This is a genomic window from Candidatus Pelagibacter communis (genome assembly GCF_001180205.1).
GTDB lineage: Bacteria > Pseudomonadota > Alphaproteobacteria > Pelagibacterales > Pelagibacteraceae > Pelagibacter > Pelagibacter ubique_O.
The window spans coordinates 13290-33707 of record NZ_CVSU01000110.1; the positions used below are offsets into that span (position 1 = coordinate 13290).

The following is a 20418-nucleotide window of genomic DNA, read 5'->3' on the forward strand; positions in this document are numbered from 1 at the left end:
AACTTACTCTTAATTTTGTCAATCAACGTTTTTTACCTAAACTAGCAAATACACCAGATAAAATACGTGTTTCTTTAGCTGATAATTCCATCCTGTAAAAAATATTCCTTAAGTTTTCTAGCATTATTGGTTTCTTTTCTTTTGTTTTAAAGAAATCAATATCATCAAGATTCTTGATACAAAGGTTTGCCATAGCAACTATCTCTTTTTTAGAAGCTGATTTAACTTTATCTGATTTCTTAAAAGGGAATTTTTTTGAATTAATTATATTTGATACATAGTGCGCAACTATTATTAAGCTGTGAGATAAATTTAAAGATTTAAAGTCAGGATTTGTTGGAATTTGAAGTGTGTAATTTGCATAGCTTATTTCGTTATTTGATAAACCAGATGCCTCTGATCCAAATAAGAAAGCTACTTTTTTTTTATAATTAATTTTTTTTAAATCCTCTAGTTGGATATGTTTAATATTTTTATTTCTAAATCTTGCAGATGTAGCAATAACAATGTCAATATTCTTAAGAGCTTTTTCAATATTTTCATAATTCTTTGAGTTATTTATTACATTTTTTGCTCCTACAGAGGTTGCTAAGATTTTATCATTTGGAAATATTGGTTTAGGATTAACAACAATAAGTTTATTAAAATTAAAATTTTTCATACCTCTAGCGCATGATCCAATATTTTCTGAAAGTTGAGGCTTATGTAGAATAAAGGTAATATTACTTGTTAACATTATTAATGATAAATTTAAATTATAGACTAGCTGGGGCCTTATCTTTAAACAATTTATAATCCAAGCTATCTACTAATGCTTTAAATGATGCATCAATTATATTCGGAGAAACACCTATAGTGAACCAGTTAACACCATTAGAGTCTGTACTTTCAATTGAAACTCTTGTCACCGCTTCTGTGCCTGTATTTAAGATTCTCACTTTATAGTCAACTAACCTTAAGTCTTTTAAATAATCAGAATATTTTGCAAGTTTATTTACATTTTTTCTAATAGCATTATCGAGTGCATTTACAGGTCCATTCCCCATTCCTTCGCATAATATTTTTTGACCATCAACTTCTAAGTGTGCTTTGGCGTGTGAAACGATTTCGCCTGTGCTGTCTTTTTTAACTGAAACATCATATTCATTAATTGAAATATACCTTGGTATATCGCCCATTAATCTTCTGGCTAATAATTCAAAAGAAGCATCTGCACCATCATAACTATATCCAATAAATTCTCTATCCTTAACTTCTGCTAAGAGTTTTTTAATTTTTGGATCATTTTTTTCAATTTGAATACCAATTGATTTTAATCTAGACATTATATTTGATTGTCCAGCTTGATCTGATACCACAATATTTCTTGAATTTCCCACTTCTTCTGGATCAATATGTTCATAAGTTTTTGGATCCTTTTGAACCGCAGAAACATGCATGCCTCCTTTATGTGAAAACGCTGAAGCCCCAACATAAGGTAAATGTTTATTAGGTTTTCTGTTTAAAAGTTCATCCAATAATCTAGAACACTGGGTTAAATTTTTTAGATTTTCTCTTTTAATATTTAATTCAAATTTCTCACTAAAATTTTTTTTTAAAAATAATGACGGAATTAAAGACATCAAATTTGCATTACCACATCTCTCCCCTAGTCCATTAATAGTTCCTTGGATTTGTCTAACACCTGCTTGAACTGCTGCCAAACTGTTTGCTACAGCATTTTCTGTGTCATTATGAGCGTGAATACCTAAATTTTCTCCTGGTATATGCTTGATCACTTCAGATACAATTTCACTAACTTCATGAGGAAGGGTACCACCATTAGTGTCACATAAAATAATCCACCTAGCCCCTTGGTCATATGCAGCTTTTAAACATTTTAATGCATAGTCAGGATTAGATTTGTATCCATCAAAAAAATGCTCCGCATCAAACATAAATTCTTTACCTGATTCAACTATATGTTTTGCGCTTTCACGAATATTTTCTAAATTTTCCTCATTAGTAATCCCAAGTGCCACGCTCACTTGAAAATCCCAAGATTTTCCAAATAGACAAACCGATGTACTTTTTGAATTTATCAATGATGCTAACATTGGATCATTTTCAGCACTATGCTCTGACTTTTTAGTCATGCCAAAAGCTGTAAGTTTTGCATTTTTAAAACCATGGTCTTTATTGAAAAATTCAGTATCGGTTGGATTAGCTCCTGGCCACCCACCTTCAATATAATCTACACCTAGGGTCTCTAATGAATTTGATATTTTTTCTTTATCATCAATTGAAAAATCAACACCCTGAGTTTGAGCACCATCTCTTAATGTAGTGTCAAAAATATATAGTTTTTCCTTATTCATTTGAATTTCCAAATCGTTTTACCATCTTTATCTTCTATTAAAACACCTTTGTCTAAAAGATAATCTCGAATATCATCAGCTTCTTTATATTTTTTATTTGATCTAGCTTTATTTCTAAGTTCTATCTTATTTTCAATTTCTGCCTCTGATATATCTGCTTTATCTTTTTTATACTTTAACCACTCTTCTTTTGTTTCTTGAAGCAGACCTATAAAATTACAAGCTGAATTGAATATTTTTTTATCTTCATCACTTCCTTTACTGGCTTTATCATAAAGTTTGTGCAAATTTGCAATATAACCTGGTGTATTAATATCATCATACAGGGGTTTAATAATTTCATTATCTAATTCTTTATTTGAAGGTAAAAAAACATTGTACCATTTATCAATTGTATTTTTACAATCCTCCAATAATTTATCATTCCAGTCTAATGGTTGTTTGTAGTGAGCACTAATAAGAGCTAATCTTAAAACTTGTCCACTAATTTTACTTCTAAAATCTTTTATCTTTAAAATATTACCCTGAGATTTTGCCATTTTTTCATTAGACATAGTAATAAAAGCATTATGCAACCAATAATTAGCAAAAACTTTAGTACCATTAGCACATCTAGATTGTGCTATTTCATTCTCATGATGTGGGAATAACAAGTCAATACCACCCCCATGAACATCAAACTCTTTACCCAAGTATTTTTTTGACATTGCTGAACATTCTAAATGCCAACCTGGTCGACCCTTTCCCCATGGAGACTCCCAATAAGGTTCATCACTTTTGGATGGTTTCCATAAAACAAAATCTTCAGAATTTTTTTTATTCTCACTAACCTCAATTCTTGATCCAGCTATTAATTCTTCTAATTTTTTGTTTGATAGTTTTCCATAATCTTTAAATTTTTTAACTTCAAAATAAACATGATTATTAATTTCATATGCATACCCTTTTTTTATTAATTCAGAAATCATCTGAATCATCAAGTTGATATGTTCAGTAGCTTTGGGTTCATGTGTTGGTAATTCACAATTTAGATAATTACAATCTTCGCTAAAACTTTTAGTTACTTTTTTGGTTAATTCTGAAATAGAAATATTATTTTCTTTAGAAAAATTTATAATTTTATCATCGACATCAGTGATATTTCTTACATAGGTTACTTTTTGATAATTTTTTTTAAAAATCTTATAAAGGATATCAAATATAACTATTGGTCTTGCGTTTCCTATATGTGGATCATCGTATACAGTTGGTCCACACACATACATTCTAATATCATGATCATTTAATGGTACAAATTTTTCTTTTTTATTTGTTAAATTATTTGTTAAAAAAATATCTTTACTCATTAATTGAGGAATATACTTAAATTATAGATTTGTGAATCTATTTGATTAATTTGGAATTATGCATACGGGAATTGGCTCCATTTTATGCATATTTTGTTTTCTAATAATTTCGTATTTTGCACGATTCGGAGAATTTGGATTCTCCATAGCTTCTTCTAATTCATTATATTTTAAACCAAGTTGACCTTCATCGGTTCTACCGTCGTCCCATAAACCATCAGTTGGAGGAGCATCGATAATCTCTTGTAAAATTCCTAGCTCTTTTCCTAATTCCCAAACCTGAGTTTTGTTACAATCAGCTATAGGTGAAATATCTACTCCACCATCTCCATACTTCGTATAAAATCCAACACCAAAATCCTCAACTTTGTTACCAGTTCCTACAACAATTCCTTTATTTGCTGCTGCTACTTGATAAAGAGTAGTCATCCTTAATCTAGCTCTTGAATTAGCCATTCCATGTTCACTATCAAATTTTGATAAGCTTGCATTAAATGCTAAAAATAACTCGTCAAGATTAATTGTATGTGCTTCAACATTTTTGAAATTTTTTAGTAACCACTCCTGATGCTTTAGACTTAAATCATGTTGATGAGATTTTTGTTTAATAGGCATAGATAAAACAATAGTTTTTAAACCTGTCATAGCACTAAGTGTACTTGATACAGATGAGTCTATACCTCCAGAAATTCCTATAACTAATGACTCTGCTTTTGAGGGCATTTTATCCACATATTCTTTTATCCAATTTGATATAAATTTTACTTTTTCTGAAGAGTTCATGGTTTGTTAATATAAATAATTTTTTTTTTTACAATGTCTAAGATGCCGCTCTTCTTGCATTTTTAGAATATGAGCTATTCTTTTTAATCTCATCTGATATTAAAAATGCTAATTCTAAAGCTTGATTTCCATTAAGTCTTGGATCACAGTGAGTATGGTATCTAGAAGATAAATCTTTTTCAGATATTTTTTGAGCACCTCCTATGCATTCAGTTACATCTTGACCAGTTAATTCGATATGTAGACCGCCTGCATAACTTCCCTCACTTTGATGGCATGCAAAAACCTCTTTTACTTCTTTTAAAACACTGTTGAATGGTCTTGTTTTGAACCCTGTTGCTGCTTTGATTGTATTACCATGACAAGGATCGCATGACCAAATGACATTTAATCCCTCTTTTTTAATTGCTCTAATTAATTTTGGTAAAAATTTTGATACATTGTCAGCTCCAAATCTTGATATTAGAGTAATTTTGCCTTTTTCATTTTTTGGATTAATTCTATTACAAAGGTTAATTAAATCATCAGCTTTCAAAGTTGGTCCACATTTAATTCCAATTGGATTTTCTATACCTCTACAAAATTCGACATGTCCTCCGTCTAATTGTCTAGTTCTATCTCCTATCCAAACAAAATGAGCAGATGTATCATGATTTTCACCAGTGGTAGAGTCTGTTCTAGTCATAGACTCCTCGAAAGGTAGTAGTAAAGCTTCATGTGATGTCCAAAAATTTACAGTGTACAATCTATTATTAAAATCTGAAGTAATTCCACATGCTCTCATAAAAGCAATAGCATCAGCAATCTTATCCTCAAGATCCTTGAATTTTTTAGCTTGTGGGCTTTTTTTAATATAATCTAAATTCCATAAGTGGACTTTATTTAAATCTGCAAAACCTCCTTTTGAGAAAGCTCTAATAAGATTAAGAGTTGCAGCTGATTGTGAATATGCTTTAAATAATCTTTTAGGATCTGGAACTCTTGCTTTTTGATTAAATTCCATACCATTAATATTGTCACCTAGATAACTTGGAAGCTCTACTTCATCTTTTATTTCTGTAGGTGCACTTCTAGGTTTTGAAAATTGACCAGCTATTCTTCCAACTTTTACTACTGGTAATGAAGCTGAATAAGTTAAAACTAATGACATTTGCAACATTAGTTTAAATGTATCTCTAATATTATCTGGATTAAATTCTGCAAAACTTTCAGCACAATCTCCACCCTGAAGTAAAAATGCTTTTCCGTCTACAACATCTGCTAATTGGCTTTTAAGATGTCTTGTCTCTCCAGCAAATACTAACGGAGGAAATGTTCCTATCTTATCTAAAACCTTATCCAGTTCTTTTTTATCTGGATAATCTGGTATGTGTTTAACAGGATATTTTCTCCAACTATTTTTTTTCCAAATTTTCATGTTCAACCTGAAGGTGTTTTAGCAGAGTTTTAAGTTTATTCAACAGTGACAGATTTAGCCAAATTTCTAGGCTTATCAATGTCGTAACCTTTTTTAAGAGCAGAGTAGTACGCAAGTTTTTGAAGCGGAATAGTCAAAAGAAATGGAAGTAAGTCATCATTTGTATTCTCAACTTCAATAGTTTCCCAAATATTTTCTGATACAACTTCGTCTTTACTTTTGTTGGTTATCAATAATACCTTCGCTCCTCTAGCAATAACTTCCTGCATATTAGAAATTGTTTTTTTATAATAATTGTCTCTCGGAGCCAAAACAACTACAGGCATGCCCTCTTCTATTAAGGCCAAAGGTCCATGTTTCATTTCCCCAGCTGGATATCCCTCAGCATGAATATATGAAAGTTCTTTGAGTTTTAATGCACCTTCTAAAGCTATTGGATATGAATACCCCCTACCTAAAAACATTGAACCTTTAGCTTCATTAAATGTTGAGGATATTGCCTGGATATCATTATCATGAAGTAATGTTTTCTCTATTAGGCCAGGCAAAGCTTTTAAATCTTTAATCTTTTCTTGATATTCTTTTTTATCAATTTCATTTCTCATTGATCCAATTTTTAAAGCTAAAATATATAAAACAAGTATTTGACCAAGAAATGCTTTTGTTGATGCAACTCCAATTTCAGGACCACAATGAATTGGTAAAACAAAATTAGAATCTCTTGCTATTGAGCTTTCGATTACATTAACAACAGCACATGTTTTCATGCTATTTTTGTTGCATATATCTAAAGCCGCATAAGTATCTGCTGTTTCCCCAGATTGTGAAACAAAGACATATAAAACATCTTTTTTAAATCTATTTTTTCTATATCTAAATTCTGAAGCTATATCTATGTTAACATCTAAATTTGTAAGTTCTTCAAACCAATATTTTGCCATTAAGCAAGAGTGGTACGCTGTTCCACATCCTATTAGAGTGATTGAATTAATCTCCTCTATTTTCCAAGGAAAATTAAAAATATTTATGTCTTTATTTACATTATCAACATATTCTTTAATTCCAGTTTTGATTGTTTGTGGTTGCTCTTCAATTTCTTTTGCCATGAAGTGTTTAAATTCACCTTTGTTGTAATTTGCTTGATCTGATGATAGTTCTAATATTTTTTTATTAACTTTTTTCCCTTCCTCGTTGAAAAAAAGAACTTGATCTTTTTTGACAATGCAAAATTCACCATCATCAAGATAAGTAATTTTATTTGTCATAGATTTTAATGCATAAGAATCTGATCCTAGATAGTTTTCATTTGGACCATAACCAACAGCTAAGGGTGACCCTCTTCTAGCGCCAACTATTAAGTCTGGCATATCTTTAAAAACAATTCCAAGAGCAAAACTTCCATGAAGTTGTTTTAAAGTTTTTGTAATGGCTTCTTCTAATTCTGAAATCTTTAAATGTTCTGTTATTAAATGAACAATTACCTCTGTATCTGTCTGTGATTTGAAGTTATGACCTTTGTTAATTAAATGTTTTTTTAATATTGTAGAATTTTCAATAATTCCATTATGAACTACAGATACGTTATGAGAAGAATGAGGATGAGCATTTAAACTGTTTGGAATTCCATGAGTTGCCCACCTTACATGACCTATACCAATATTTCCTCTTAAGTTTTTTAAATCAAAATTATTTTCTAAGTTATCAACTCTTCCCTCTGATTTTACTTCATTGATTTTACCATCTGAAAGTGTGGCTATTCCTGCTGAGTCATATCCTCTGTACTCTAATTTTTTTAATGAATTAATTATATTTGCAGAAACAGGTTTGTTACTTGATATTCCAATAATTCCACACATAAATTATTTTTTCTTTCTTTTGTAATTCTTAACTTCCAATTGTGGCGATCTTGTTAGTGCTAAAGATTTTTTTTTAACGTTCTTTGTAATTACTGATCCAGCTCCAACAATACTATCTTTATTGATAGTAATTGGAGCAACTAAAGAAGAGTTTGAGCCTATAAATACTTTGTCTTTAATTTTTGTCTTATTTTTATTTACTCCATCATAATTACAAGTAATTGTGCCTGCTCCAATATTTACTGACTTTCCAATATGAGCGTCTCCCACATAAGATAAATGGTTAACTTTTGATTTATTTCCTAAAGTACTTTTTTTAATCTCTACAAAATTACCTACTTTAGATCCTTCTTTTAAGATTGTATTAGGTCTTATTCTGGCATATGGACCAATTTCAACTTTATTTTCAATTTTACAAGATTCTAAATGTGAAAAAGATTTTATAATTACATTATTCCCAATTTTTACATTAGAGCCAATAACAACATAAGGTTCTATAGTCACATTATTTCCAATCTTAGTATCTTTTGAAAAAAAAATAGTTTCAGGACCTATCATTTTTACTCCTAACTTTATAAATTTTTCTCTAAGTTTTTTTTGATTTATAACTTCCATTTAGAATTGATTTACATTAAGTATACATATTGATTAATTCACAATTTATTTCTTTAAAATACTTTTATAATGAAACAAAAATTTACAGTTTTATTTGATTTAGATGGTACGTTAGTTGATACAGCTCCAGATTTGATGAGAGCACACAACCATGTTATGCAAAAATATGGTTACCCAACCAAATCAACTGAAGAAATTAGAAATCTTGTAGGTAAAGGTGCTGGCGCAATGATAGGAAGATCAATATGGGGCCAAGCAAAAAAAGAATTTGGTAAAGTAAATGATGAAAAAGTAAAAGAAGAAATGGTAATTGAGTTTGTCGATTTTTATGGAAAAAATATAATAAATGAAAGTACACTTATTAATGGTGTAAAAGAATTTTTAAATTGGTGTAAAAGTCAAAATATATCCATGGCTGTTTGTACAAACAAGCAAGAGCATTTATCAAATGATCTTTTAAAAAAAATTGGCATCTATGATTATTTTGAATATGTTGCTGGTTCAGATACTTTTGATTATTGCAAACCAGATCCAAGGCATCTTACCTCTGTGGTTGAAATACTAGATGGAGATATAAAAAAATCGATAATGATAGGTGATAGTGAAACTGACGCAAATGCTGCAAAGGCAGCTGAAATACCAATTATTTTATTAGAGGACGGATATACTGAAAAAAATAAAGACGAAATTTATCACAATCACTTAATAAAAGACTTTATAGGTATTGAGAAAATAGTATCTCAATATCTTTAATATTGATAAATTTATTTTAACTATTAAAACAAAATCACAACTTAGGAGTTATTTTGTTATTACATTCTGTTAAAGTATATCCTTCAAAAATTAATCTTCCAAAGAAGAAACAACTTGCGTGGAAAATTGCTGAAATTGCAAGCGATAATGCAAAATTAAATAAAAATGCTATCGAAATGGTTATCAATAGAATTATTGATAATGCGTCTGTTGCAATTGCTTCATTAAATAGGAAACCAGTAATATCATCTAGGGAGATGGCATTAAAGCATTCTAGAAAAAATGGTGCTACACTATTTGGTGTAAACTCAAAATTAAAATTTGATTGTGAATGGGCTGCATGGTCAAACGGAACTGCTGTTAGAGAATTGGATTTTCATGATACTTTTTTAGCTGCAGACTATAGTCATCCTGGTGATAACATACCTCCACTTATAAGTGTTGCACAACAAAATAAAAAAAGTGGATTAGATTTACTAAAAGGAATACTTACTGCATACGAAGTTCAAGTTAATTTAGTTAAAGGAATTTGTTTACATAAGCATAAAATTGATCACATTGCACATTTAGGACCTAGTGTAGCTGCTGGATTAGGAACAATGTTAAAATTAAATACTGAAACTATTTATCAGGCTGTTCAACAAGCAGTACATACAACTATTTCTACAAGACAATCTAGAAAAGGAGAAATTTCAAGCTGGAAAGCTTTTGCTCCAGCACATGCAAGTAAACTTGCTATCGAAGCTGTAGATAGAGCTATGAGAGGCGAAGGTGCTCCAAGTCCAATATACGAAGGTGAGGATAGTGTAATAGCTAGAATATTAGATGGTAAAAAAGCCAAATATAAAGTCCCATTACCAAAAAAAGGTGAAAGTAAAAAAGCTATTTTGGAGTCGTACACAAAAGAATATTCTGCTGAATACCAATCACAAGCTTTAATAGATCTAGCTAAAAAAATAAAATCAAAAATCCCTAATTTAAATCTTATTAAAAAAATTGATATTTTTACCAGTCATCACACTCATTATGTAATTGGTACGGGTGCTAATGACCCTCAAAAAATGGATCCTAGTGCCAGCAGAGAGACATTAGATCATTCTATAATGTACATCTTTGCCGTAGCACTTGAAGATGGAGATTGGCATCATGTCAAATCTTATACAAAAGCCAGAGCTAATAGAAAAAGTACAATAAAAATTTGGAGATCAATTAAAACATATGAAGATAAAAAATGGACAAAGAAATATCACAATCCAAACCCAAAAAACAAAGCATTTGGAGCAAAAGTAGTTGTGACCCTTAATAATGGAAAAAAAATAACAGAGGAACTAGATAGAGCAGACGCGCATCCATATGGTGCTAGACCATTTAAGAGAGAAAATTATATAAATAAATTTTTAACTTTAACCGATGGTATTTTAGATAGAAATGAAAGTGATCGGTTTTTAAAAACAGTACAAAATTTAAAAAATTTAAAACCTGGTCAACTTGATAAATTAAATATTGAAGTTAGAAAGAACAAATTAAAACAAAATAATAAAAAAGGAATTTTTTGATGCACTTTGTTGAAAAAGAACCAAGTCAAAAGAGATTAGATTTTGACCAGAAATTAAAATCAAATAAAATATTACGAGTTCCTGGTGCATATAATCCACTAACAGCAAAATTAATTGAAGAAATTGGATATGATGCAGTTTATGTATCTGGTGGAGTAATGGCTAATGATCTTGGCTTTCCTGATATTGGTTTAACAACACTGCAAGATGTTAGTACAAGATCTTATTTAATTTCTAGAGTCACTAATCTTCCAACAATAGTAGATATAGATACAGGATTTAAATCATGTAAAGAAACAATAGAAACATTTGAAGAATTTGGAATAACAGGAGTTCATTTAGAAGATCAAATTGAGAGAAAAAGATGTGGTCATCTTGATAATAAAGAACTTATTTCAACTGATGCTATGGTTAAAAAAATTAAAGAATGTGTAGCAGCAAAAAAAGATCAAAATTTTAAAATTATAGCTCGTTCAGATGCCAAGAGTGTTGAAGGTATCGATAAAATGATTGAAAGATGCAAAGCCTATATTGATGCTGGTGCTGAAATAATATTTCCTGAAGCTCTTCAAGATGAGAAAGATTTTGAAAAAGTTCGTAAAGAATTAACTGGATATTTATTAGCTAATATGACTGAGTTTGGTAAGTCTAAATTGTTTAACTACAAAGAATTAGAAAATTTTGGATACAATATTGTGATTTATCCAGTTACCACACAAAGATTGGCTATGAAAAATGTTGAAGATGGATTAAGAGACATTTATGCAAATGGACACCAAAATAATATAATTGATAAGATGCAAACTAGAAAAAGACTTTATGAATTAGTTGATTATGAAAAATATAATTCATTAGATGAAAAAATTTATAATTTTAGTACGGAAGGACATGAATAATGAGTGATGATATCAAGAAGGGATTACTAGGCATTGTTGTTGATGAAACAGAGGTTTCAAAAGTAATGCCTGAGATTAACTCGCTTACTTATAGGGGGTATGCTGCTCAAGATTTATGTGAGTATTGTAGATTTGAGGAGGTTGCATATTTAATTTTAAACAAAGATTTACCAAATACTCTTGAACTTAGAAAATTTGAGAAAGAAGAAAGAAATCATAGGGAGTTAACTAAAAATTTATATGAGATTATTAGGCATATGCCAAAAAAATCTCATCCGATGGATGTAGCTAGGACTGCTGTAAGTGTAATGGGATTGGAAGATAAAGAGACTACCGACTCTTCACCTGAAGCAAATATGAGAAAAGCCCTAAGAATTTTTGCAAAAACTCCTACAGCACTTGCCGCTTTTTACCGAATAAGGAAAGGAAAAAAAATTATTAAACCAAAAAAAACTTTAACTTTTGCTGAAAACTTTTTCTATATGTGTTTTGGAAAAGTACCTCAAAAAGAAATTGTTAAGGCTTTTGATGTATCTCTAATTCTTTATGCAGAGCATAGTTTTAATGTTTCTACATTTACGGCAAGAACAATCACTAGCAGTTTGTCTGATATACATGGAGCAATAACAGGTGCAATCGCCAGTTTAAAAGGCCCTCTTCACGGTGGAGCTAATGAGGAAGTTATGCATATGATGAACAAAATTAAAAAGCCTGAAAATGCCTTAAAATGGATTAATAACGCTTTGAAAAATAAAGAGGTGGTGATGGGATTTGGGCATAGGGTTTATAAATCAGGTGATTCAAGAGTTCCAACCATGAGGAAATATTTTGCAAAAGTTGCAAAAATTAAGAAAGATAAAAAATTCGAGAAAATTTACGATATTGTTGAAAGGGTAATGATAAAAGAAAAAAACATATATCCTAATGTAGACTATCCAACAGGACCTACTTATCATTTAATGGGATTTGAAACTGATTTTTTTACTCCAATATTTGTAATTTCAAGAATTACCGGTTGGTCTGCTCATATAATGGAGCAACATGCTGCTAATAAACTTATTAGACCTTTAGCTAGTTACAAAGGTAACAAGCATCGAAAAGTGATGCAGTTAAATCAAAGATAAATTTAAAATTAACTAAAAGCTTCTGCCCAAGTACCCTGAGTTGATGCTTTAGAATATTCAGTTGCTCTACCTTCAAAGAAATTCATATGCTCGACTGCATTTAGCATTGTATCCAACCAAGTTAGTGGATTTTTTTGTACATCATAAATTGGCTCTAATCCTAATTGAATAAGTCTTCTATTCGCAATGAACCTAATGTAATCTTTAACTTCTTGGGCAGTTAAACCTTCCATCGGACCCATTTCAAAAGCTAAATCAATAAAAGCATCTTCGTGCTCAACAATTATTCTACACGCTTCATAAAGTTCTTTTTTAAGTTTAGGTGTCCAGATTTCAGGATTTTCTTTTATAAACTCTTTAAAAATTCTGATCATAGAATTACAATGAAGTGTTTCATCTCTTACAGACCAAGTAACTATCTGCCCCATTCCTTTCATTTTATTGTGTCTTGGAAAATTCAATAAAATTGCAAAACTTGCAAACAACTGTAATCCTTCTGTAAATGCACTAAACACTGCAACTGTTTTTGCAATATCCTCTTTAGAATTTACATTGAAGCCCTGCATGTAATCGTACTTATCTTTCATCTCTTTGTATTTCATGAAAGCTGAGTATTCTGACTCAGGCATACCGATAGTATCTAAAAGATGAGAATAAGCTGCTACATGAACTGTTTCCATTGCAGCAAATGCTGTCATCATCATTAATACTTCTGTTGGTTTAAATACAGTTGTATAATGTCTTAAATAACAATTATTAACTTCTACATCCGCTTGAGTAAAAAATCTAAAAATTTGTGTTAATAGATTTTTCTCTGGTTGAGACAAGTTTTTTTGCCAATCTCTAACATCATCTCCTAAAGGTACCTCTTCTGGTAACCAATGAATTCTTTGCTGAGTTAACCATGCATCATAACACCATGGATATCTAAAAGGTTTGTACACAGGGTTTTCAACTAGTAAACCCATCTTTTTTGGTTGAATAATTTCTTTATTAATTTTTTCTGCTACTGACATGATAAACACTCCTCGTACTCTGGTTGCTCGTTAGATTGTTGATTTTTAGATTTATAAACATTTGCTGTAATATCAGTTGATTTAGCATCATTGATATTTTCAGCTCTCTGAATTGATTTTGATCTACAGTAATAAAGACTTTTTAAGCCCTTCTTCCATGCATCAAAATGAATTTTATGTAATTCTTTTTTATGTACATCTGCTGGTAAAAATAAATTTACTGATTGAGCTTGTGAAATATAAGGAGTTCTGTCTCCACTAAGTTCAATTATCCAATTTTGATTAAGCTCAAATGCTGTTTTAAATACATCTTTTTCTAAATCAGTTAAAAAATCTAGATGGCTAACAGACCCCTGATTGGTAGTAATCATTGACCAAGTTTCATCATCATTTTTACCATAATTTTGTAGTATTTCTTCTAGATATCTATTTCTGACATTAAAAGAACCTGATAGAGTTTTATGAGTATAGCTGTTTGCAGCAATAGGCTCTACTCCTGGAGATGCTCCACCACAAATAATCGAAATTGATGCTGTAGGAGCAATTGCTGTCTTATTAGAAAATCTTTCTTTGTAACCATACTCAGCTGCATCTGGACAGGCACCTCTCTCTTCAGCTAAATCTTTAGATGCTTGATTTACTTTTTCATCAATATTTTTAAATATTTTTTTGTTCCATGATTTTGCCATTACAGACTCAAGTGGAATTCTATTTTTTTGTAAAAATGAATGAAAGCCCATCACACCTAATCCAACACTTCTTTCTCTTTCTGCTGAATATTTCGCGTCTTTAAACTGATCAGGAGCTTTATTAATAAAATCTGATAAGACATTGTCTAAAAATCTCATCACATCATTAATCATATCTGGATCATCTTTCCATTCATCATACTTCTCTAAATTTAAAGAAGATAAACAACATACTGCTGTTCTATCTCTTCCATCTTTATCAATTCCTGTAGGCAAAGTTATCTCACTACATAAGTTGGAAGTTTTAACTGTAAGATTTGCTAATTTATGATGCTGAGGAATTTGTCTGTTAACAGTATCAATATAAATAATATATGGCTCTCCTGTCTCTATTCTTGCAGTTAATAATCTAATCCATAAATTTCTTGCAGAAATAGTTTGCTGAATGCTTCCATCAGCAGGACTTTTTAATGCCCACTGTTCATCAGTTTCAACTGCTCTCATAAAAGCGTCTGAAACTAAAACGCCATGATGTAGATTTAGTGCTTTTCTATTTGGGTCTCCACCTGTGGGTCTTCTCATCTCTATAAATTCTTCTATCTCAGGATGATCAATTGGAAGGTAACAAGCAGCTGATCCTCTTCTTAATGAACCTTGGCTGATTGCCATAGTTAATGAGTCCATCACCTTTATGAAAGGAATTATTCCAGAAGTTTTTCCAACTCTACCTATTTTTTCTCCTATAGATCTTAAGTTACCCCAGTAACTTCCAATACCTCCACCTTTTGCAGCTAACCAAACATTCTCACTCCATAAATCAAGAATGCCTCCTAGGCTGTCAGATGCTTCATTTAAAAAACATGAAATTGGTAATCCTCTTTTTGTACCACCATTTGATAAAACTGGTGTTGCAGGCATAAACCAAAGTTTACTAATATAGTTATAAATTCTTTGAGCATGCAAGTTATCATCTGAATATGTGCTAGCTACTCTTGCAAATAAATCTTGATAAGATTCATTTAAACCAAGGTATCTATCTTTTAAAGTTGCTTTCCCAAAGTCAGTTAGATTTGCATCTCTAGAACGGTCAATTTTAATTATGATACCTTTTTCATTTTGAAATAACTCTGTCTCATTATTTAAAGAGAAAAGATCTGGTCTATTACCTTTAGAGACCTCCTTAACTGAAGGGCTATATTCAGAGACAGCTTTTTTGAGGGCCTGAGAAAGAATCTTATTCATAAAAGTTTAATATATTTTGTTATTAGTACGAAAACAACTATATGTTGTAGGCGTTTGCTGTAAATATACTATATAAACATTTTCACAACAGAACATTTATAGAACGCGACAATATGATAATCAATAAAAAAATTAAATTTTTTCCAAGAAATTAACATAAAAAGGTTAAGTAAATATCTAATGAATCAAAACATAAAAATAGACCCTTATGGATTTAGAGAATATGACGCTCGTTGGTTGTATGAGAAAGACATAAATTCAGTTGGAATTGAGAATCTTGGTAAAGGACTTGGGACACAAGTAAAAATTCATACAAAAAAAGAAAATCCAAGAATCATAGTTGGACATGATTACAGATCTTATAGCGAAGAAATAAAAGCTGCTCTTAAAAAAGGATTAATATCTACCGGATGTTATATTGAAGATGTGGGTCTATCCTTATCTCCAATGGTTTATTTTGCACAATTTAATTTAGAAGCAGATGCGGTTGCAATGATTACAGCAAGTCATAATGAAAATGGGTGGACTGGTGTCAAAATGGGAATCAAAAAAGGACTAACTCATGCACCTGAAGAAATGAAAGAACTAAAAGAAATTACCTTAAATGAAAAGTTCACAAAAGGCGAAGGTAGTGAAAAACAAATAAAAGATTTTGATAAAATTTATAAGGATGACTTAATTAGTAAAAACAAAATTAAGAAAAAAATTAAAGCTGTAGTTGCTTGTGGAAATGGGACTGCAGGAGTTTTTGCTCCTGATATATTAAGAGGCATTGGTTGTGAAGTAATTGAGTTAGATTGCAAGTTAGATTGGAATTTTCCAAAATATAATCCAAATCCAGAGGATTTAGAGATGCTTCATGAAATTGCAAAAGTAGTAAAAGAAAATAATGCTGATATAGGTTTTGGTTTTGATGGAGATGGAGATAGAGTTGGTGTTATTGATAACGAAGGAAATGAAATTTTTTCAGATAAAATAGGTCTATTAATAGCTAGAAATTTATCAAATAAACATAAAAATTCTAAATTTGTAGTAGATGTAAAATCTACAGGATTATATTCAAAAGATAAGATTTTATTAGAAAATAATTGTGAAACTATTTATTGGAAAACAGGACACTCTCATATTAAACGAAAAGTTAACACCGAAAAAGCTCTAGCAGGATTTGAAAAAAGTGGTCATTTCTTTTTTAATCAACCTTTAGGATATGGTTATGATGATGGAATTAATTCAGCTATTCAAGTTTGCCACTTGTTAGATAATCAAAATAAAAAAATAAGTGAAATTATTAGTGAATTACCTAGCACATTTCAAACACCAACTATGGCACCTTTTTGCAAAGACGAAGAGAAATATATTGTTGTTGAAGAGCTAGTTAAACAAATTAAAAATTTAAAAGAAAACAAAACTGAAATTGATGGTAAAGTTATTAATGATATTTTAACTGTTAATGGAGTTAGATTTTCATTCGAAGATGGTTCTTGGGGGCTTATAAGAGCTTCTTCAAACAAACCATCTTTAGTTATTGTTACTGAAAGCCCAACATCAGATGAAAGAAAGAAAAAAATCTTTGATTTTATTGACGATTTGTTACAAAAAACAGGTAAAGTCGGTGAATATGATCAGAAAATTTAATTTTTTAAATTATCTTGATCGGTTTTATTTTCTAAATTATCGTTATCAGCTTTAGTTTCTAAATTATCACCATCCTGATTGTTTTCTTGTTCGGGGGTTTCATCGCTGTAAAATTTTCTAACCAATTCCTCCTCTTTTAGCCGTTGTTCTTCATCAAATTTTTTCTCCCATTCTTTCATTCGCCTATTTTCCTCTTCAATTCTTTCTTTTTGAGCAATTTCAGCTAATCGAATTCTCTCGTTTTCTTCTTCAATTCTTTTTTGTCTTTCCTCCTCTATTTTCAATTCTCTTTCTCTTTGACGTCTTTCATTTTCTTTATTTATTCTCTCACGTTCTGCGTCTTTAAGTTCTTTTTCTTTATTCCTTAATTCCTCTTCCTTCGCTCTTTGCTCAGCCTCTTCTTTTAAAATTTGTCTTTGTATTTCTTGCTGTCTTTCAGTTTCTAGATCTCTTAATCTTTCTTCCATTTCTTTAAGTTTTTCTTGCTCATATTTCAGCTTCCTAGCTGCCTCTCTTAATCTTTGTTCTTCCTCAAGTCTATTTTTCCTTTCAATTTCTTTTAATCTTATTTTTTCTTGTCTTTCTTTTTCTTTTTCATCTCTTCTCTTTTGAGCTTCAATTTCTTTATTTTTTAATTGTTCCTCTTTAATTTTAATATTTTCTTCTCTAATTCTTTGTCTCTCTAACATTTTTAGCCTTAAATCTTCTTGTTTAAGCTTTCTGGCTTCCTCTCTAAGTTTTCTAGTTTCTTCGTCTTTAATTTTTTTCTGTTCTATTTTAATTCTTTGAGCTTCTATCTTTTGTCTTTTTTCTTCATTCTTTTTTTGTTGTTTTTCATTTTCAATGATTAATTTTTTTTGAAAAAGAAGTTTCTTTCTTTCTTCTTTCAATTCATCTTGTTTGGCTTTTTTCGCTAATTTTTTTTCTAAAATTAATTCTCTTTTCTTTTCTTTTTCTAATTGTTTTTGTAATGCTAAATCTTTTTTAACTTTGTTTTTTTTAAAATCTTTTAAAATTGTGGAAAACTTATTTTTAGTTTTATCTATTGGATCAAATAATTTTTTAATATTTTTATTAATGTCTTTTATTGAAACCATTTTTAAAAGTATCAATTAGAATAATAACACTAAGTATTATGTATGGCTAAATTGAGTTTTTTTTTAAGACTAAATACAACTTAAGATTGTTTAGCTTTAAATTAGTTAATAAATTGCATTTACAACTATTAAGTGTTCTTAAATATTTAAAGAATCACTTAGTTTGGATTTGTGAGGTGATGGAGGGAGACTGAAGTCACCTCTTTTTTTTGCTTGTTATAGTTTCAAGTATTCATAAAAAAATTTAATCGAAACGACTAAAAGAAAAATTCCAAAAAACTTACTAATTTTATTCTTATCAATACTATGAACTGTTTTAGCTCCTATTCGAGCCATGAAAGTTGTGATTGGTATAAAAATTAAAAAGGCTGGTATGTTTATAAAACCAACACTTAGTGGAAGACTAGAATTTAAAAAACTTCCTGAAAGAAGAAATCCTATTGCTCCAAATAGAGCAATTAAAAATCCTATGGCTGCTGCACTTCCTATAGCTTTATTTATTGAATAACCAAAGAATTTTAGAATAGGAACATTCATTACAGCTCCTCCAATACCCATAGGGGCAGATATAAACCCAACAAGAAAACCAAGTATTACTTTTAAATGTAATTTCATTTTAACAATTATGTTTTGTTCCTTTTCTTTTATTAACAATAAGTAAATACCTAAAAATAAGATTATAATTGAAAAAAATAAAACCAAAGATTTGGTTTTTAAAGAGGCTGCAAAAACAGTACCAACAATAACTCCTAGTACAACAAACAGACCGTAATTCCTAACAATATCAAAATCAACTGCTTTAAATTTATGATGTGTTAAAACTGAGACTGTAGAGGTTGGTATTATAATTGCAAAGGAAGTTCCGACGGCAAGGTGCATAACATATTGAGGATCAATTTCTAATGAACCAAAAATAAAATACAAAAATGGAACAGTTATCAACCCTCCACCTATACCAAATAATCCAGCCACAAAACCTACTGGAATAGCTGTTAAAGCCATTAATAAAATAATATAACTGTATTCGTTTGTTAGAATTGAATTAAGCAGACTGTCCTACTCTAGTATCTACATTGTTGTATTTAATTTTATCCATGATGTGATCAATTTTTTTCACATCAGCATCTCTCACACACATGTTTTCACTTAAATATCTTTTCCAATAACTTGCACCTGTTTGACCATGAAATAAACCAAGAGTATGTCTCATAATTTGATTCAATCTTGTTCCTTTTTTTAATTCTTCTTTAACATAAGGAATGAGTTGTTCAATTACATCTTGTCTACTTGGAACATTGTCATTATTAAATATTTCTCTTTCAATATCTGCTAATAAGTAAGGTGTATGATACGCAGCTCTTCCTATCATTACACCATCTGTTTTTTCTAAATGAGGTTTTATTTCATCCACTGTGATTATTCCTCCGTTAATTATGATCTCTTCATTAGGAAAATCTTTTTTTAATTGATAAACATATTCGTATTTTAGAGGAGGAATATTTAAATTTTGTTTAGGTGTAAATTTACCTAACATTGCTTTTCTTGCATGAATGATAAAAGTTTTAACTCCAGTTGCTTTTAAGGTAGAAATAAAACTATGTAAATTTTCATAATCTTCTACATCATCGTAACCAATTCTTGTTTTTATAGTTACTGGTAGTTTTGTAACTGATTGCATTTTACTTAAACAATCTGCCACTAAATTTGGCTCTTTCATTAAACAAGCACCAAATCTATTTTTTTCAACTTTTTTACTAGGACAACCTAAGTTTAGATTAATTTCATCATAACCAAAATTTTCGCCTACTTTAGTGGCTTCAGCTAAAAGTTTTGGAGAAGAGCCTCCTAATTGAAGTGCTACAGGTTTCTCATTAATATTAAACTCCAATAACTTTTTTTTATCTCCTCTATTTATAGCTTCATCGACTACCATCTCAGTGTAAAGAAGAGTGTTTTTGGATATTAATCTTAGAAAAAATCGTTCATGACGATCTGTGCAATCCATCATAGGAGCAACTGATACTTTCCTATTCATG

At 30.1% G+C, this 20418-nt stretch carries 17 protein-coding genes; 5 read left to right on the plus strand and 12 right to left on the minus strand.

Going from position 1 to position 20418, the window contains the following annotated elements; all coding sequences use genetic code 11:
* Positions 1 to 22: 22 nt before the first annotated feature.
* The 7 genes from AMO08_RS04960 to AMO08_RS04990 are packed head-to-tail and all read right to left on the minus strand — an operon-like array spanning position 23 to position 8374.
* Entirely contained in the window at positions 23 to 736 is a 714-nt protein-coding gene (locus AMO08_RS04960) for an RNA methyltransferase (RefSeq protein WP_075485792.1), read from the minus strand.
* Between the two features lie 19 nt (positions 737 to 755).
* Positions 756 to 2357: a citramalate synthase gene (cimA, locus tag AMO08_RS04965; RefSeq protein ID WP_075485794.1), complete on the minus strand. Its 1602-nt coding sequence runs from the start codon at positions 2355 to 2357 to the stop codon at positions 756 to 758.
* The gene (cysS, locus tag AMO08_RS04970; protein ID WP_075485796.1) at positions 2354 to 3703 is read right to left on the minus strand and encodes a cysteine--tRNA ligase; all 1350 of its coding nucleotides are present in this window, start codon (positions 3701 to 3703) and stop codon (positions 2354 to 2356) included. Before cysS ends, cimA begins: the two co-directional genes overlap by 4 nt.
* Before the next feature lie 45 nt (positions 3704 to 3748).
* Positions 3749 to 4486 (minus strand): NAD(+) synthase, encoded by a 738-nt coding sequence (gene nadE, locus AMO08_RS04975; RefSeq protein ID WP_075485798.1) that lies wholly within the window; start codon positions 4484 to 4486, stop codon positions 3749 to 3751.
* A gap of 37 nt (positions 4487 to 4523) precedes the next feature.
* Entirely contained in the window at positions 4524 to 5903 is a 1380-nt protein-coding gene (locus tag AMO08_RS04980) for a class II 3-deoxy-7-phosphoheptulonate synthase (protein WP_075485800.1), read from the minus strand.
* A 35-nt stretch (positions 5904 to 5938) separates the two neighbouring features.
* Positions 5939 to 7759, minus strand: coding sequence for a glutamine--fructose-6-phosphate transaminase (isomerizing) (gene glmS, locus AMO08_RS04985; protein ID WP_075485802.1), 1821 nt, complete (start codon positions 7757 to 7759; stop codon positions 5939 to 5941).
* A 3-nt stretch (positions 7760 to 7762) separates the two neighbouring features.
* Complete coding sequence (locus AMO08_RS04990; RefSeq protein ID WP_075485804.1) at positions 7763 to 8374, minus strand: DapH/DapD/GlmU-related protein; 612 nt, start codon at positions 8372 to 8374, stop codon at positions 7763 to 7765.
* Positions 8375 to 8443: 69 nt separating this feature from the next.
* Between AMO08_RS04990 and AMO08_RS04995 the strand changes: the two genes are divergently transcribed.
* Genes AMO08_RS04995 through AMO08_RS05010 form a run of 4 tightly spaced genes read left to right on the plus strand, consistent with a single transcriptional unit; the run spans position 8444 to position 12703 of the window.
* Complete coding sequence (locus AMO08_RS04995; protein WP_075485806.1) at positions 8444 to 9127, plus strand: HAD-IA family hydrolase; 684 nt, start codon at positions 8444 to 8446, stop codon at positions 9125 to 9127.
* A gap of 53 nt (positions 9128 to 9180) precedes the next feature.
* Positions 9181 to 10683, plus strand: a complete 1503-nt coding sequence (locus AMO08_RS05000; RefSeq protein ID WP_075485808.1) for an MmgE/PrpD family protein — start codon at positions 9181 to 9183, stop codon at positions 10681 to 10683.
* Complete coding sequence (prpB, locus tag AMO08_RS05005; RefSeq protein ID WP_075485810.1) at positions 10683 to 11579, plus strand: methylisocitrate lyase; 897 nt, start codon at positions 10683 to 10685, stop codon at positions 11577 to 11579. The genes AMO08_RS05000 and prpB overlap by 1 nt, the downstream gene beginning before the upstream one ends.
* Positions 11579 to 12703 (plus strand): bifunctional 2-methylcitrate synthase/citrate synthase, encoded by a 1125-nt coding sequence (locus tag AMO08_RS05010; protein WP_075485812.1) that lies wholly within the window; start codon positions 11579 to 11581, stop codon positions 12701 to 12703. Before prpB ends, AMO08_RS05010 begins: the two co-directional genes overlap by 1 nt.
* A gap of 8 nt (positions 12704 to 12711) precedes the next feature.
* Here the strand turns inward: AMO08_RS05010 and AMO08_RS05015 are convergent, their stop codons facing one another.
* Both AMO08_RS05015 and AMO08_RS05020 read right to left on the minus strand, forming a co-directional pair.
* The gene (locus AMO08_RS05015) at positions 12712 to 13719 is read right to left on the minus strand and encodes a ribonucleotide-diphosphate reductase subunit beta (protein ID WP_075485814.1); all 1008 of its coding nucleotides are present in this window, start codon (positions 13717 to 13719) and stop codon (positions 12712 to 12714) included.
* A complete protein-coding gene (locus tag AMO08_RS05020) occupies positions 13710 to 15650 on the minus strand; it encodes a ribonucleoside-diphosphate reductase subunit alpha (protein WP_075485816.1) in 1941 nt (646 codons plus the stop codon). Before AMO08_RS05020 ends, AMO08_RS05015 begins: the two co-directional genes overlap by 10 nt.
* 180 nt (positions 15651 to 15830) lie before the next feature.
* Between AMO08_RS05020 and AMO08_RS05025 the strand changes: the two genes are divergently transcribed.
* Positions 15831 to 17285 (plus strand): phosphomannomutase/phosphoglucomutase, encoded by a 1455-nt coding sequence (locus AMO08_RS05025; RefSeq protein ID WP_075485818.1) that lies wholly within the window; start codon positions 15831 to 15833, stop codon positions 17283 to 17285.
* Here AMO08_RS05025 and AMO08_RS05690 read toward each other — a convergent pair.
* The 3 genes from AMO08_RS05690 to dusA all read right to left on the minus strand — a co-directional run bounded on the left by AMO08_RS05690 (position 17282) and on the right by dusA (position 20417).
* Positions 17282 to 18382 carry a coiled-coil domain-containing protein gene (locus AMO08_RS05690; RefSeq protein ID WP_075485820.1) on the minus strand — a complete coding sequence of 367 codons (1101 nt, stop codon included), beginning with the start codon at positions 18380 to 18382 and terminating at the stop codon, positions 17282 to 17284. The genes AMO08_RS05025 and AMO08_RS05690 overlap by 4 nt on opposite strands.
* Before the next feature lie 216 nt (positions 18383 to 18598).
* Complete coding sequence (locus AMO08_RS05035; RefSeq protein WP_075485822.1) at positions 18599 to 19384, minus strand: sulfite exporter TauE/SafE family protein; 786 nt, start codon at positions 19382 to 19384, stop codon at positions 18599 to 18601.
* A gap of 40 nt (positions 19385 to 19424) precedes the next feature.
* Positions 19425 to 20417, minus strand: coding sequence for a tRNA dihydrouridine(20/20a) synthase DusA (dusA, locus tag AMO08_RS05040; RefSeq protein ID WP_075485824.1), 993 nt, complete (start codon positions 20415 to 20417; stop codon positions 19425 to 19427).
* Between the last annotated feature and the right edge of the window lies 1 nt (position 20418).